The following is a 12,556-nucleotide window of genomic DNA, read 5'->3' as shown; positions in this document are numbered from 1 at the left end:
GGGTTTTTTTAATTTAACTTGATGGATCAAATAACAACTTTAGTAGTTGGTGCTGGTGCAAACGTTCCATATGGATTTCCAACAGCTGCGGGATTGCGTCATTCTATTATAGGAAATGAACAATTCTCAGATTTCATGCATGAGATGCCACTTGAATTACAGTCCCAATTAAACAGATACCAAGAGTATAGAGAAATTTTTGAAAAATCCTCATTAAGCTCAATTGACAATCATTTGACAAAGAACCCACAGTACTTAGAAATAGGAAAGTATTGTATTGCAGGATCACTCTTGACTTATGAGAGCTCATCTAGATTTAGAGAAAAATCTAATTATCCAAAAGAGGATTGGTATTCTTTCTTATTTAACGTTCTCAATAAAGGAACGGAAACATTCGACGATTTTGTGGAGAATTGTAACAATCTCAATGTTATCACTTTTAACTATGATCGTTCATTTGAGATGTTTTTCCTCGAAAGTATATGGCATACTTTCACAAAGGAATTTCCCGTTGATAAACGTTCAGTGGAAGATATACCATTCACAATTCATCATGTATATGGAAGTCTTGGGGACTTGCAACTAGTCAATGGCTCAATTTCTAACTACGGCACTGTCAACCCAGAATACAGAATTTCGAGAGCAATACAAGAAATCAAGATAATTGATGAAGATAGAGAATATGACCATGACGCATTCTCGCTAATTGACACAGCTGATGATGTGTTTTTTCTTGGTTTTGGTTTTGATGATCAAAATTTGGAAAGATTAGGACTAGATTCTAAAACACTAAATGGGGTTAACGTTTATGCTTCAATTTATTCTCAGAAGAAAAATGATATAAATAGAATCAGGAACCTTTTTCGAGGTTCTACAAGTTTGCATCATACTAAAACGTGTCTAGAATTATTGGAAAACCATTTTAATCCAAACTCTGAGCCTAATTTTTGGTTAGAAGTTGAATCATTCTAGCCCGCAAGAATCTTCATCCATTGTTTGTACGGCCTTACACATCCTAGAAGACACCATGTCTATGTTTCGACAAGCTCAACATGACATTGAAAAAATCCACCCGGTTGAGTGGGTTTTTTGTTTCCATAACCACCCATCAAACCTTCCTTTCATCTCCCTGTTCATTTTCTTAGATTTAGTGATCCTAAAAAATCCAAGATATGAAGAAGAACCTCACCTTACTATTAACCATTCTATCCTTTTGGTCTTTTGCACAGGTTGATATGACTTATTACCTCCCTGAAGGCCTTTCTTACAATCCGGACATCCCCACTCCCTACGAAGTGCTGGGCTATCACCCGGGAGAGTGGCACGTGAGCCATGATCAACTACTTTATTACATGCGGGAAGTTTCTGAAGCTTCTGACCGTATGATCATGCAAGAAATTGGCCGAACGTATGAAGGTCGTCCTTTGGTGCAGCTGACGGTGAGCTCCCCAGTTAATCTTGCCAATCTGGACCAGATCAAAGCTGATCACAAAAAATTGACAGATCCATCCTCTTCCGGTTCAATGAATACCGATGATATGCCGATAGTAATGTGGCTTGGTTATTCTATCCATGGAAATGAAGCGAGTGGATCTAATGCGTCATTGATCACCGCCTACTATCTGGCTGCCGCGATCGGAGCAGAAATCGACGAGATGCTTGAAAATTCCATCATCATTCTTGATCCATCTTACAATCCCGACGGGCTGCATCGTTTTTCTACTTGGGTAAACATGCACCGCGCAGACATCATCAATCCAGATCCAAATGATAGAGAATATGATGAAGCCTGGCCCGGTGGTCGTACCAACCACTACTGGTTTGACCTGAATAGAGACTGGTTGCCGCTAGCTCACCCGGAATCACGGGCCAGAATTGCTCGATTTCATGAATGGAAGCCAAATATCCTAACCGACCATCATGAGATGGGAACAAACTCGACCTTCTTTTTCCAGCCGGGAATTCCTTCACGAAAATTCCCGTGGACCCCAGATAAAAACGTGGATCTAACACACAAAATGGCAGCTTTCCATGCCAGGTACTTGGATGAAATTGGTTCGCTCTATTACAGTGAAGAAAGCTTTGATGATTTCTATATTGGAAAAGGATCGACCTATCCGGATGTGAATGGAAGTGTAGGCATACTGTTTGAGCAGGCCAGCTCAAGAGGGCATGCCCAGGAAAATGATTTTGGTATTTTGACCTTCCCCATGGCAGTAAGAAATCACTTCACCACTTCGCTTTCCACACTCGCATCAGGCATAGCGCACCGCAAAGAGTTTCTGGATTATCAGCGGGAGTTTTACCAGGGTGCATCTAACCTTGCCTCCAGAGACGCAGTGAAGGCGTATGTCTTCGGCTCCACCAAAGACGCTTATCGAAATTATGAGCTTGCCAACATGCTTGTTCAGCATGAAATTGAAGTTTATCCGCTAAACAGGGACTTAAGCAAAAACGGAAAGTCATTTCAAAAAGACAATGCCTTCATAGTCCCGATGAACCAGAAGCAATACCGTCTTGCGAAGGCAATCTTTGAAACCCGCACCATCTTCGAAGACAGTCTTTTTTATGATGTTTCTACCTGGACTATGCCGCTGGCTTTTAATCTTCCGTATGCCGAGCTGGGGAGCAAAGATTTTAACATAAGCATGCTTGGTGAAAAACTTGACTATGCAACCATGCCTATCGGGGAACTGATCGGCGAAAAAGGCGCCTATGCCTACGCCATTGAACCTTATGGCTACCTATCATTCCGTGCAATCAACCGGCTATTGACAAAAAAAGTAGTGGTGCAAATGCTGCACGAAACACATAGCGATGGCAACAGAACCCTGCCTCGCGGCACCATGGTGATTCCTGTGGGTGTGCAAGAAAATAAGCGAGCATGGATAGAGCAAACAATTGATAAGATCGTGAAAGAAGATGGGGTGAATGTCTATGCACTGAATACAGGCCTGGCCAAAACCGGGGTGGACCTGGGTAGCCGCAGCAACACCACCATGAAAGAACCAAAGGTTGCTGTATTGGTAGAGGGCGGAGTGAGCAGCTATGAAGCCGGTGAGGTGTGGCACCTGCTCGATCAGCGATATCAAATGAAAGTGACCAAGCTGCCGGTAGATCGCCTGAGCCGCGATCTTTCCAGATATAATCGCATCATCATTCCTCACATGTGGGGATCGCTCAGTGATGGACAAAAGAAAAGCCTGAAAGAGTGGATTTCACAGGGAGGCATTGTGATTGCCTGGAAAAATGGTGGAAAGTGGCTGGCGGATGCGGAAATAACCGGGGTGAAATATGCGAAAGAAGACGAAGAAGATAAGGAAGAAGAGGATGCCTTTAGAACCTATGAAAATCTGGAAGAAGATCAGGGAGCCCAGGTAACAGGAGGTTCCATCTTTGAGGCCAAGGTTGACCTGACCCACCCACTGGCCTATGGTATGGAGAGCGACCGGATGCCGCTATTCCGAAACCACAACCTGGTGATGGAAAAATCTAAGAATGCCTACGCCAATCCATTCGTGTACACAGAGAATCCTTTGATATCGGGGTATGTCTCGGAAGAGAATCTGGAGCGGTTCAAAAATTCTGCGGCTGTCACAGTTTCTAATGTAGGTCGGGGGAAAGTGATTACATTAGCGGACAATCCAAACTTCAGGGCATTCTGGTATGGCACCAATAAAATCTTTATGAATGCGTTGTTTTTTGGAGAGTCGATCAGCCGGGGTGCCGGAGAATAAAAGAAAAAACTACTGGATGAAAATTCAGCTAAAACCAATATTGACATTGAGCCTCATTTTCATGGGGCTTTCTGTTTTTTCTCAAGACGGAGAGTCTCTTGAAGACCTCTTCAAGGTAAACTATGACACTCCCCTCACATTGGATCTGGAAGAGGAAAAAGAAGGAGATGGTGAAGTGGGGCCCGTCAAAGAGAAGAAGAAAAAGAAAAAGCGCAATGTCTACTTTGGCATCAAAACCCGAAAGGCCTTTACCCGAACCGGGTTTGGCAATGACGTGGTGTTCGAAATCTTCAACGTGCTAAAAGAATACGAGGGGCCACCTGAGTACGCCGCTGATTTTTATTGGTTTGACTACAAGAAAAAGAAGATCATGAACTCCCTAAAGGTGGATAAGAAAAATGCCGGAGTGCTGCATGGTCCATACAAAAAAATGCTGGGTGAGCAAGTGGTAGAAGAAGGGTGGTACTACAAGGGAATGAAGCATCGGCGGTGGGTTCGATTCAACCGTCATGACATCCTGCAAGACAAAAACTACTGGTGGAAAGGCTGGCCACAGGAGTCCAGGTTGGCATATTATGATTTCAAAAAAACCAGACTGAGAGAAGTAATCCCCATCCACTTTGGTGAGAAAAACGGTGAGTACTGGGCGTTTCACGAAGATGGCTCGCTAGCGGTGAGAGGTGAGTACAAGTTTGGCCACAAGGTGGGATTGTGGAGGGAATACTACGACGGGGGTCGTGTGAAAAGGGAGGTGATCTACCCGGACGATCCTTTTGATTTCAAATTCAACCCCTACATCTCCAGGGAATGGGATGACAAGGGAGTGTTGATTTATGATCGGGCTAAGTTTCTCAAAGGACGGAATTAGAGCGTGATTTCCATCTGCACATTGCAGCGGGCATAGGGCGAACAATACCCTTCGGTATCCTTAAAGCCTAGCTTTTTGTAAAGATTAATGGCAGGAGTCAAAACACTATTTGTCTCCAAATAAACCTTGCTGGCACGCATCTCCCTGGCCTTTTCCAATGTGGCTACACCCATCTTCCACCCGATCTTTTGTCCCTGTGCCTCCGGGGAAACCGCCATCTTGGCCAACTCAAATACACCTTCTTCCTTTTTGATCAGCGCGCAGGTGCCCACCGGCTTCCCGTCCATGGTGGCAATGAGTATCGCCCCTCCTTTGTCCAGGATATACCCCTGAGGATCCCCAAGCATTTTGCGATCAGAATCCTCCATTTCAAAGTATTGGTTGATCCATGCTTCGTTGAGTTCCTTGAACGCCTGTGCATGGTCAGGTTGGTAGTTGACAATCTCGATCATCGCTGATAGCTAAAGAATAATCCCAGGATCATTACTATAACAGCTAATAACGCAATTTTCACCCCCACGGTAAAAGAAAAAATCAAAAAGACCATCGCCCACCAAAAAGGGAATGCAAAAAGACCGACACCAAATTTCAGGGTGGAGTGAAACACTACATCCTTTTCCCTTCTCAAAAAAAAATAAATGATCAAATAGGGAATGGGATTAAGGAACTTTGCCAGCAGGTGAGCTGACCTTTTTCTTTTATCAATTTGGCTGCCAGCAACATTCAACTCTTTTAGTTGATCAAAGGATAGATCTTGATGTTTTTGCTGAAAAATGCCCGCCTTCCGCTGGGCATAGTCCTCTGTTTCATCAGGTATGACCAGCGTCTCCTTCATTGCATCGCTTATCGCGTCTCGCATGCTGATAAGGCCTCTCGCAGGATTTTCGTCGTAGGCACTTACATAGTCCCGCACAGAAACTGGCTTCCCAAATCGCATCAAGACGACCGATTGTGGCCGCTGGTGGTCAAAGAAATTCAACCCAACCGGTAGCACCATCAAATCCTGATCAAGTTTCAATTGCGACTGCAAGGCCAGGCGTGCCGCCCCTTTCGTGAGAGGTCGCAGATAGTATTCCTTTCCGTGATTTCCTTCGGCAAAAATCAAAACAGATTCATTGTTTTGGAACACTTTAAAACAATTGGAAAATACTGCATCGTTGAGTGAAAGCTTGCCATACCCATCCCTTATTCGATAAATAGGCATCATATTCACTCTTTTCAGAAGCGGCTTCAGCCACCATTTGAACACATCAGATCGAGTGAGATAGTGGATGGGGATTGGTGTAAATGCTCCTACCAGCAGTGGGTCGATCAGGGCATTCTGATGGTTGGGGGTAATGAGTAGCGGAGTGTTTCGTGGAATATTTTCCAGCCCTTCAATGCGAATTTTTTTAAAGTATAAACGAAGTGAAAACTTAATTAAGGCCCTAAAAAAAGCATAAAAGGGAGTCATCTAAACAAGCTCTTCTTTGTTGATAAGGGTCAACTTCACTTTGTCAATCCTGTTCTCTTCCATAGTGAAAATGGTGATGATAAACGGAGGTATTTCTATGACTTCATTTACTTCGGGGATGTCTTCATGATACGCAAAAATCAGTCCGCCGAGGGTGTCATATTCCCCTTCAGGTAGCGAGAGCTCATAGCGATCGTTGAGGTAATCAATTTCGTGTCTGGCACTAAAAATGAAATTGAATTCATCCAGCTGCTGTTCGGTGAGATATTCATCATCGTGCTCATCCCTGATATCTCCGAATATTTCCTCAATCACATCTTCGATACTTACCAGCCCTGAGGTGCCTCCATATTCATCCACCACCAGGGCAAGGCTCTTCCGATCTGTGATAAACTGTATCAGGAGCTCATTGACCAGCATCGTCTCTGGCACGATGGGGATATCCGTTAATATGCTTTTAATGTGACTGGGCTTTTTAAAGAGCTCCAAAGCATGACAATACCCGATTACATCATCAATAGATTCCTTATAGACGATGATTTTGGAGTGGCCACTTTCCACAAAAAGTTTCCTCAGCTCTTCGATAGGGTCATTTACGTCCACAGCCACAATCTCCGTGCGAGGGATCATGCACTCCCTTACTTTGATCGTTTTGAACTCGATGGCATTATTGAAAATCTTTGCATCAATTTCAGCCTCCTCTTTATGCTTGATATTCAGGATGTTGTTTTTGATGTAGTTGTTCAGGTCGGTAAGTCCAAAAACAGGTTTCTCATCAGAGAGCTTATATCCGAAGAGCCAGATAAAAAAGGCTGACAATTTTACTACCAGAAACACTGCCGGATACATCAAAAGGAATACAATTCCCATGGGGATGGCGAATAATCGGAGTGAGAAATCCGGGTTGATCAGAAACAGGCTCTTTGGCAAAAACTCAGCTGTGAGCAAAACCAAAGCAGTAGAAAGAAGCGACTGGATAACCAGAACAATCGCATCTGACGAGAAACTTGCAGGGAGCAGCGACACTATTGCCGGCTCCAGCAATCCCGCCATGAAGATTCCGTACAGCACCAGGGCGATATTGTTTCCCACCAGCATGGTGGCCAGAAATTGGGACTGATTATTGGTAAAAAGTGCAAGTACCCTGCCCGGGAAATTGCCTTTCTTTCGGAGTACTTCAATGTGCAGCTTATCCGCAGAAACAAAAGCGATTTCCATGCCGGAAAAGAATGCCGAAAACAGCAAGCAAATCAGTATAATCAAATAGGGAAATGGGTCATCCATGCTTTCGCTTCTTTTTCTTTTGGTTGTTGGAGGTTTTTGATTTCTCCTTCTCTCGGGCCTGCCGCTGGCCCTTACGATACCCATATAAAAATAGGAGAGCCAGGCTAAACATAAAAATCCAGTAGGATTCTGCTATCCCAACCACCATTGCCTGATCGATACCAACAATGAAGGTAACAAAAACCAAAACAAAGAGGATGACATCAAATAATCTCATTGACGCTGAGGTGTAGGTTTGATCAAAATATCGGTTTCAGAAGGATTCCCCGGATCATCCTCCAGCCTAAACGTCCCGCTAGGTTTTAAGATTCTATATTCCGTAAAATCCTGATTTGACTCCATACCTTCACCGGTATGAACTTCACCATCTGAATTAATGGTCACGAACTTATCGGTATAGAATTTTTCCTCCGCCTGATCCCAGAAAAGCTCCTCAGTATTTAACTCATCGTTCTTTGCATTGCTCTTTATAACTACATTGCCTTCTGCTCTATAAAGGTTTTCGGACTTGGTGAAATAGACATAGTTGGCCCTGAAATAGCTTGTCACCTGACCCCTTCGGTTATACCATTCGATATAGAGCCCCTCAGGCCATTCGCGATCACCGTTCTCAAAATTATTCTGTCGGTTAGCGTTCATTTGCATCACGACAATCCCGGAATCGCTGAGGAGGGTAATGGCGCTATCCATGGAGGAAAGAGGCCCCTCATACAAAGGAGCATCCACTAAATCCTTGCGCTGATTGCAAGCAAGCAAAATCAGCCAAAGGCCTAAAACCAAAAAGCGGCCGGAAAGACTCTTCCAGGCCGCAATGGTATTTTTTTTAGTAGTGATATTAATTCGCAGGTCTTCGCTCAAGGGATACTGTTACGTTTATCCAACATCCAACCGTGATTGATTGACCTTCTTCCTTACCTTCATTAAAGATGTCTTCAATGGAAGGAAATTGTGCTTTGGCTGCAGCCATTCGGGAGCTATTGCCTGCCTTCTGGTATTCATTATATGCTGCAATGAAAACTGCACGATCTTGCACCTGACTTTGCTCTTGCTTGCAATCATTGAAACTGCTCATGTACAAATCCCCAATCAACTCATAAGCATCCTTAAATGAAGGATCAAACGAAAGTGCCCTTCTGGCGCTATTTCTTGCTGTGGGTTTTTGTCCATTTTTCATTTGAAGGCGAGCAATGCTCACATACATATCGGCTTTTTCAGAGTTATCATCAGTAAGGCCTGCTGCCTCCTGAAAGTATTCAATTGCTTTATCGTCATTGCCATCCTGGGCATTTTTCTGGGCCAGGAATTTGGCCACACCAAAGGTCGGCTCATCATTCTGAATAATGCTTGCAGCTTTCATAGCTAGTGGGCTCTCCAGACACTTTCCTTTTAGCATCAATCTAAATATCTGCTTGGCCATGTTTACATCATTCCCCTGATCCAGCTTAGGGCCAAGCCTTTCTTCTACGAAATCGCAGCTGATTTCCACCTTAGTGGCTGTCAACAGACGATCTACCAAATCCGCCGAGCTATCCACTTTATCTCTTTCTGAGTCGCTGGCATTTTTTCGCTGCTCATCCAGTGCCTCAGAAATTTGTGAGTAGGTATCAATTACCTGCTCGTCAGTCAGCTTTTTATAGAGATAATTCTTATAGACCATGTCCATGTAGGCTACCAGAGCACCACGATTCATTTTAGCTCCGTTTAGATCAAAAGCTTTTTGAAAGATCTCAAGTACAGAAAAATATTGGTCGCTCTCCTTTTTATAATAGCTGTAGGCATAAATTGCCTTTCTCTCTACTATATCCGACTTGTCTTCAGGGTAATATTTAATACGGGTATCATGAAGTTGAAGACCCTTTTGAATATACTCATCCTTCTTCACAGCATCCTTTTCCTGCTCTGCCAGCCCTTCATAAATCTTTACTCCATTGATATAGATGGACGGGTTTAGATCGGGAGTGTTTTCCAAAAGCCAGGTAAGGTGTTCAGCAGCTAGTTTATAATTATTTGCCTTAAGTGCATCAGTATAGAGCACGTTTTTCTCCTTTGCTTTATCTACCTGATCTCCCCAATTCCATCCGTCCTGAGCATTTGAGACAAGTGATAGCAAGAGGAAAAAAGCTACTCCTAGTATTTTAATATTGATCTTCATATCTCACTTTTTGCTAATCATATTTTCGTTTTATGAACCATCTGTCGTTGATGGTTGCACCTATAACAATCTTATAATAAGTTTCCTTAATTAATCCATTTGAAGATTCCCCCAACTGGCCCCATTTGAAGGCTAAATCCAAGCTCGAAAATCCACTAACCGGTAAAGAGGCACCAAAATTAATACCAAAATCAGTAAGAGCCTGATCATTTACGATATATGGAAGTTTGTAATAATTAAATCCTGCTGAATATTTTATTCTCTTGAAGTATGAACTTACGTTATCATAATCAGGAGTCCATTCCATACCAAGTGCCACTTTGAGAGAGTTATTGTATCTCTGAGCGACCTCCCCAGCCTTACTCCATCGCTGTGTTTCAAGGTCAAATCCTATTTTATAGAGATTCGCTCTTTCGTACGAGGCACCTAAACCAAAAAGCTGAGGTAAATCAAACTGAAGACTGCTTTCCCCTACAGGAACTGTCTCAATTTCACCCCCTGTGTTTGTCAATCGTATCAAGAAAAGCTCTGAAGTGCCATTCAATGAGCTTTTTGGTGAATATATAGCTCCAAAGTTTATGTACCTTCCGTCGCTAATTTTGTGCTTGTATCCAGCGCCAAATAAAACATTCAAATCTGAATACGATTCTAATTCCTCGTATGTGACATTACTCAATGGGACATCTGTTCCTCCTATTGAAATAGTTGTTTTCTTCTCAATGGATCCGAAAGTGTAATTGATCCTGAGCCCCACCAAAAATTTGTTCTTGATCATAAATCCATTTGACCAGAAAAAATTCGTAAGGCCTCCCTCACCCCTGTTGTCTGAAATTTGTGAAACGTCACCGTCAGTTCCCGGAATCTCACCACTTGAAAACGTATTATAACTCACTGAACTGTAAGGGAGCACACCGAAAGATGAAGACCATTTTCCTGGCATGATTGGGAATGCATACGCCAAAAATCTCAGCCCTCCACCGGTATCAGATCCCGAAACATCATCGCCTGAAAACTTACGTCTATCCACTTCAAGACCAACCTGAAACGTGCTGAAATTGTTATAGACAAGATTAGCCGGGTTTTGTGTGTTGATGTGCCACACGGAGGGAGTGCCTATCCCTACCTCACCCATGGCGAAATTATTGGGCATGCCCTGATGGTTGAGACTGCCCAGCCCTTGAAATGAGTATATTGACTGTGCCAGGACGATATGCCCTAAAACAAAAAAACAGGCAACCCCTGCTAAAATCCTTTTCATTGATACTTCCAAATTCGATATAGACCCTTCTGCACAATTTTTGAGCCAGCAAAGATGTGAGCTTTTAATTTGGATTCAAAAAAATGTGCGTCCCCTCCTGTGATTATCGTGTTAAGACTTGTGAAATTTCTGCTCATTGCACTCATCACCCCGTTTATTTCATGGATCATCCCCCAATAAGACCCACTAAGAAGACACTCCTTTGTACTTTTTCCCAGCTCTACAGAATTGATTTTCTTCCATTCATTGGAAATATCCGGCAGCTGATCCGTGAAATGGGACATGGATTTCATGCGCATTTTTAAGCCAGGAGAAATAATCCCCCCACGAAAAGTCCCGGATCTATCTATCAGGTCAATAGTCATGCATGTACCCATATCTACGATCAAATTATCCTGATCAGGAAACATCTCATTGGCTCCTGCCGCTGCTGCAATCCGGTCTGCCCCCAGGGTCTCCGGCGTTTCATAATCAAGCGTAATAGGCATTAGAGTTTGGTACGTAAGGACTTTCGCATCCAAATCCCTTAGTTGGTTCGCATCTATTTTTCTGACGGATGAAATCATCATCGGGACTTTGCCATATTTTTTGGCGACCTCCTGAAATGAGCCCCAAACCATTTCTTCGCGAAATATGCCTTGACTTACCTCTGTAGTTTTCACAGAAGAATTGCCTATGTCTACCAGTATTACCTCTAACTTTTCGCTCATTTGGCGGAATATAAAGCAGCAAAGGAAATGAAAACAAGTTATTCAGTGATAGGTGTGATGGCTGGATCCTCAATGGATGGTTTAGATATCGCATTGGTAGATTTTTCCTTGAGAGAGGACTCCTGGCTATATAAAATCCAAAAAGCGCAGACCGTACCTTATGAAAAAGAGCTCTTTCAACAGCTAAAAGCTTCACCAGATGATGAAAAGGAGATACAACTGCAATTGGATGATGTTTTCGGGAAATGGATAGCGGAACAAATCAATCTGTTCAAAAAAGATAATGCAGGGGTTGACCTGGCCGGAGTGCATGGACATACGGTCCTCCACCGTCCGCAGGATGGGATCAGTTGGCAGCTGGGAAGTGGGGAGGTTATTTCAAAGATCAGCCAAATACCTGTTGTCACAGATTTCAGAACCCTTGATATTCAATTAGGCGGGCAGGGCGCGCCCCTCGTCCCTTTCGGGGACTTTCAGCTTTACAGAGGTTTTGATGCTTGTCTGAATCTTGGAGGAATTGCCAACATCTCCCTACAGTCCAGTCAAACTGCATGGGATATCTGTCCCTGCAATCAGGTGCTCAATTATTTCGCCATCAAGCTTGGAAAACCTTATGATGAAGGCGGCAATCTGGCACGAACAGGTAATCTGCACAAAAGTTTTTACGAGAGTCTGTCAGACCTTCCATACTTCTCTCTAAAACCCCCAAAATCACTCCCCAACAATTTTATTCCCTCAGCTATCCTTGATGATACGAACCCCACTGATGGACTGAGAACATACATTCAGTTCATCGCAGATCAAATTTCAAAAAGCCTAATAAATAAGCATGGACGCATGCTTGTGACAGGTGGAGGGGCTCATAATGATTTTCTCATCGAGGTTATCAGGAGCAAGTTGAACAACTGGGAGGTGGTGGTGCCAGATAGTCAACTGGTCGATTTCAAGGAATCTTTGATATTTGCATTTTTAGCACTCAAATGCTTTAGAAATGAAATCAATGTCCTCGCCTCTGTGACCGGGGCGTCCAAAGACAGCAGCTCGGGTGTGATTCATCTCCCTTAATTATTAGATTTGCGCCCTCAAAAACACAT

The 12,556-nt window shown here is 43.4% G+C and carries 12 protein-coding genes; 4 read left to right on the top strand and 8 right to left on the bottom strand.

Annotated features, from left to right (window positions below; translation table 11 throughout):
• Positions 1-21: 21 nt before the first annotated feature.
• The 3 genes from RLN88_RS01555 to RLN88_RS01545 all read left to right on the top strand — a co-directional run bounded on the left by RLN88_RS01555 (position 22) and on the right by RLN88_RS01545 (position 4,605).
• Positions 22-972 carry a hypothetical protein gene (locus tag RLN88_RS01555; protein WP_350219609.1) on the top strand — a complete coding sequence of 317 codons (951 nt, stop codon included), beginning with the start codon at positions 22-24 and terminating at the stop codon, positions 970-972.
• A 200-nt stretch (positions 973-1,172) separates the two neighbouring features.
• On the top strand, positions 1,173-3,737 hold the full coding sequence (locus tag RLN88_RS01550) for a M14 family metallopeptidase (protein WP_350219608.1): 2,565 nt from the start codon (positions 1,173-1,175) through the stop codon (positions 3,735-3,737).
• Entirely contained in the window at positions 3,691-4,605 is a 915-nt protein-coding gene (locus tag RLN88_RS01545) for a toxin-antitoxin system YwqK family antitoxin (RefSeq protein WP_350219607.1), read from the top strand. Before RLN88_RS01550 ends, RLN88_RS01545 begins: the two co-directional genes overlap by 47 nt.
• On the opposite strand, the gene RLN88_RS01540 is transcribed toward RLN88_RS01545, so the two are convergent.
• Genes RLN88_RS01540 through RLN88_RS01505 form a run of 8 tightly spaced genes read right to left on the bottom strand, consistent with a single transcriptional unit; the run spans position 4,602 to position 11,462 of the window.
• Complete coding sequence (locus tag RLN88_RS01540; RefSeq protein ID WP_350219606.1) at positions 4,602-5,057, bottom strand: GNAT family N-acetyltransferase; 456 nt, start codon at positions 5,055-5,057, stop codon at positions 4,602-4,604. The two genes, RLN88_RS01545 and RLN88_RS01540, sit on opposite strands and share 4 nt — an antisense overlap.
• Positions 5,054-6,058 (bottom strand): 1-acyl-sn-glycerol-3-phosphate acyltransferase, encoded by a 1,005-nt coding sequence (locus RLN88_RS01535; protein ID WP_350219605.1) that lies wholly within the window; start codon positions 6,056-6,058, stop codon positions 5,054-5,056. Before RLN88_RS01535 ends, RLN88_RS01540 begins: the two co-directional genes overlap by 4 nt.
• Positions 6,059-7,342 carry a hemolysin family protein gene (locus RLN88_RS01530; RefSeq protein ID WP_350219604.1) on the bottom strand — a complete coding sequence of 428 codons (1,284 nt, stop codon included), beginning with the start codon at positions 7,340-7,342 and terminating at the stop codon, positions 6,059-6,061.
• Positions 7,335-7,559 (bottom strand): hypothetical protein, encoded by a 225-nt coding sequence (locus RLN88_RS01525; RefSeq protein ID WP_350219603.1) that lies wholly within the window; start codon positions 7,557-7,559, stop codon positions 7,335-7,337. Before RLN88_RS01525 ends, RLN88_RS01530 begins: the two co-directional genes overlap by 8 nt.
• The gene (gene lptC, locus RLN88_RS01520) at positions 7,556-8,200 is read right to left on the bottom strand and encodes an LPS export ABC transporter periplasmic protein LptC (protein ID WP_350219602.1); all 645 of its coding nucleotides are present in this window, start codon (positions 8,198-8,200) and stop codon (positions 7,556-7,558) included. Before lptC ends, RLN88_RS01525 begins: the two co-directional genes overlap by 4 nt.
• Positions 8,178-9,494 (bottom strand): tetratricopeptide repeat protein, encoded by a 1,317-nt coding sequence (locus RLN88_RS01515; protein ID WP_350219601.1) that lies wholly within the window; start codon positions 9,492-9,494, stop codon positions 8,178-8,180. Before RLN88_RS01515 ends, lptC begins: the two co-directional genes overlap by 23 nt.
• A gap of 13 nt (positions 9,495-9,507) precedes the next feature.
• Positions 9,508-10,752 (bottom strand): BamG family beta-barrel-assembly machinery protein, encoded by a 1,245-nt coding sequence (gene bamG, locus RLN88_RS01510; RefSeq protein ID WP_350219600.1) that lies wholly within the window; start codon positions 10,750-10,752, stop codon positions 9,508-9,510.
• Positions 10,749-11,462 (bottom strand): type III pantothenate kinase, encoded by a 714-nt coding sequence (locus RLN88_RS01505; RefSeq protein WP_350219599.1) that lies wholly within the window; start codon positions 11,460-11,462, stop codon positions 10,749-10,751. The genes bamG and RLN88_RS01505 overlap by 4 nt, the downstream gene beginning before the upstream one ends.
• Positions 11,463-11,489: 27 nt before the next feature.
• On the opposite strand from RLN88_RS01505, the gene RLN88_RS01500 reads away from it, so the two are divergent.
• Positions 11,490-12,527 carry an anhydro-N-acetylmuramic acid kinase gene (locus tag RLN88_RS01500; protein WP_350219598.1) on the top strand — a complete coding sequence of 346 codons (1,038 nt, stop codon included), beginning with the start codon at positions 11,490-11,492 and terminating at the stop codon, positions 12,525-12,527.
• Positions 12,528-12,556: the final 29 nt, after the last annotated feature.

The sequence above is a fragment of the Ekhidna sp. genome (assembly GCF_040223195.1).
In the GTDB taxonomy this organism is placed as follows: Bacteria; Bacteroidota; Bacteroidia; order Cytophagales; family Cyclobacteriaceae; genus Ekhidna.
This window is presented reverse-complemented; position numbering and strand designations above follow the sequence as displayed.

Bases quoted from the DNA above. Each gene is read 5' to 3' on its own strand.
- RLN88_RS01515 (WP_350219601.1), bottom strand. From the start codon at position 9,494: ATGAAGATCAATATTAAAATACTAGGAGTAGCTTTTTTCCTCTTGCTA.
- bamG (WP_350219600.1), bottom strand. From the start codon at position 10,752: ATGAAAAGGATTTTAGCAGGGGTTGCCTGTTTTTTTGTTTTAGGGCAT.
- RLN88_RS01550 (WP_350219608.1), top strand. From the start codon at position 1,173: ATGAAGAAGAACCTCACCTTACTATTAACCATTCTATCCTTTTGGTCT.
- RLN88_RS01555 (WP_350219609.1), top strand. From the start codon at position 22: ATGGATCAAATAACAACTTTAGTAGTTGGTGCTGGTGCAAACGTTCCA.
- RLN88_RS01505 (WP_350219599.1), bottom strand. From the start codon at position 11,462: ATGAGCGAAAAGTTAGAGGTAATACTGGTAGACATAGGCAATTCTTCT.
- RLN88_RS01540 (WP_350219606.1), bottom strand. From the start codon at position 5,057: ATGATCGAGATTGTCAACTACCAACCTGACCATGCACAGGCGTTCAAG.
- RLN88_RS01500 (WP_350219598.1), top strand. From the start codon at position 11,490: ATGAAAACAAGTTATTCAGTGATAGGTGTGATGGCTGGATCCTCAATG.
- RLN88_RS01545 (WP_350219607.1), top strand. From the start codon at position 3,691: ATGCGTTGTTTTTTGGAGAGTCGATCAGCCGGGGTGCCGGAGAATAAA.
- RLN88_RS01525 (WP_350219603.1), bottom strand. From the start codon at position 7,559: ATGAGATTATTTGATGTCATCCTCTTTGTTTTGGTTTTTGTTACCTTC.
- RLN88_RS01535 (WP_350219605.1), bottom strand. From the start codon at position 6,058: ATGACTCCCTTTTATGCTTTTTTTAGGGCCTTAATTAAGTTTTCACTT.
- RLN88_RS01530 (WP_350219604.1), bottom strand. From the start codon at position 7,342: ATGGATGACCCATTTCCCTATTTGATTATACTGATTTGCTTGCTGTTT.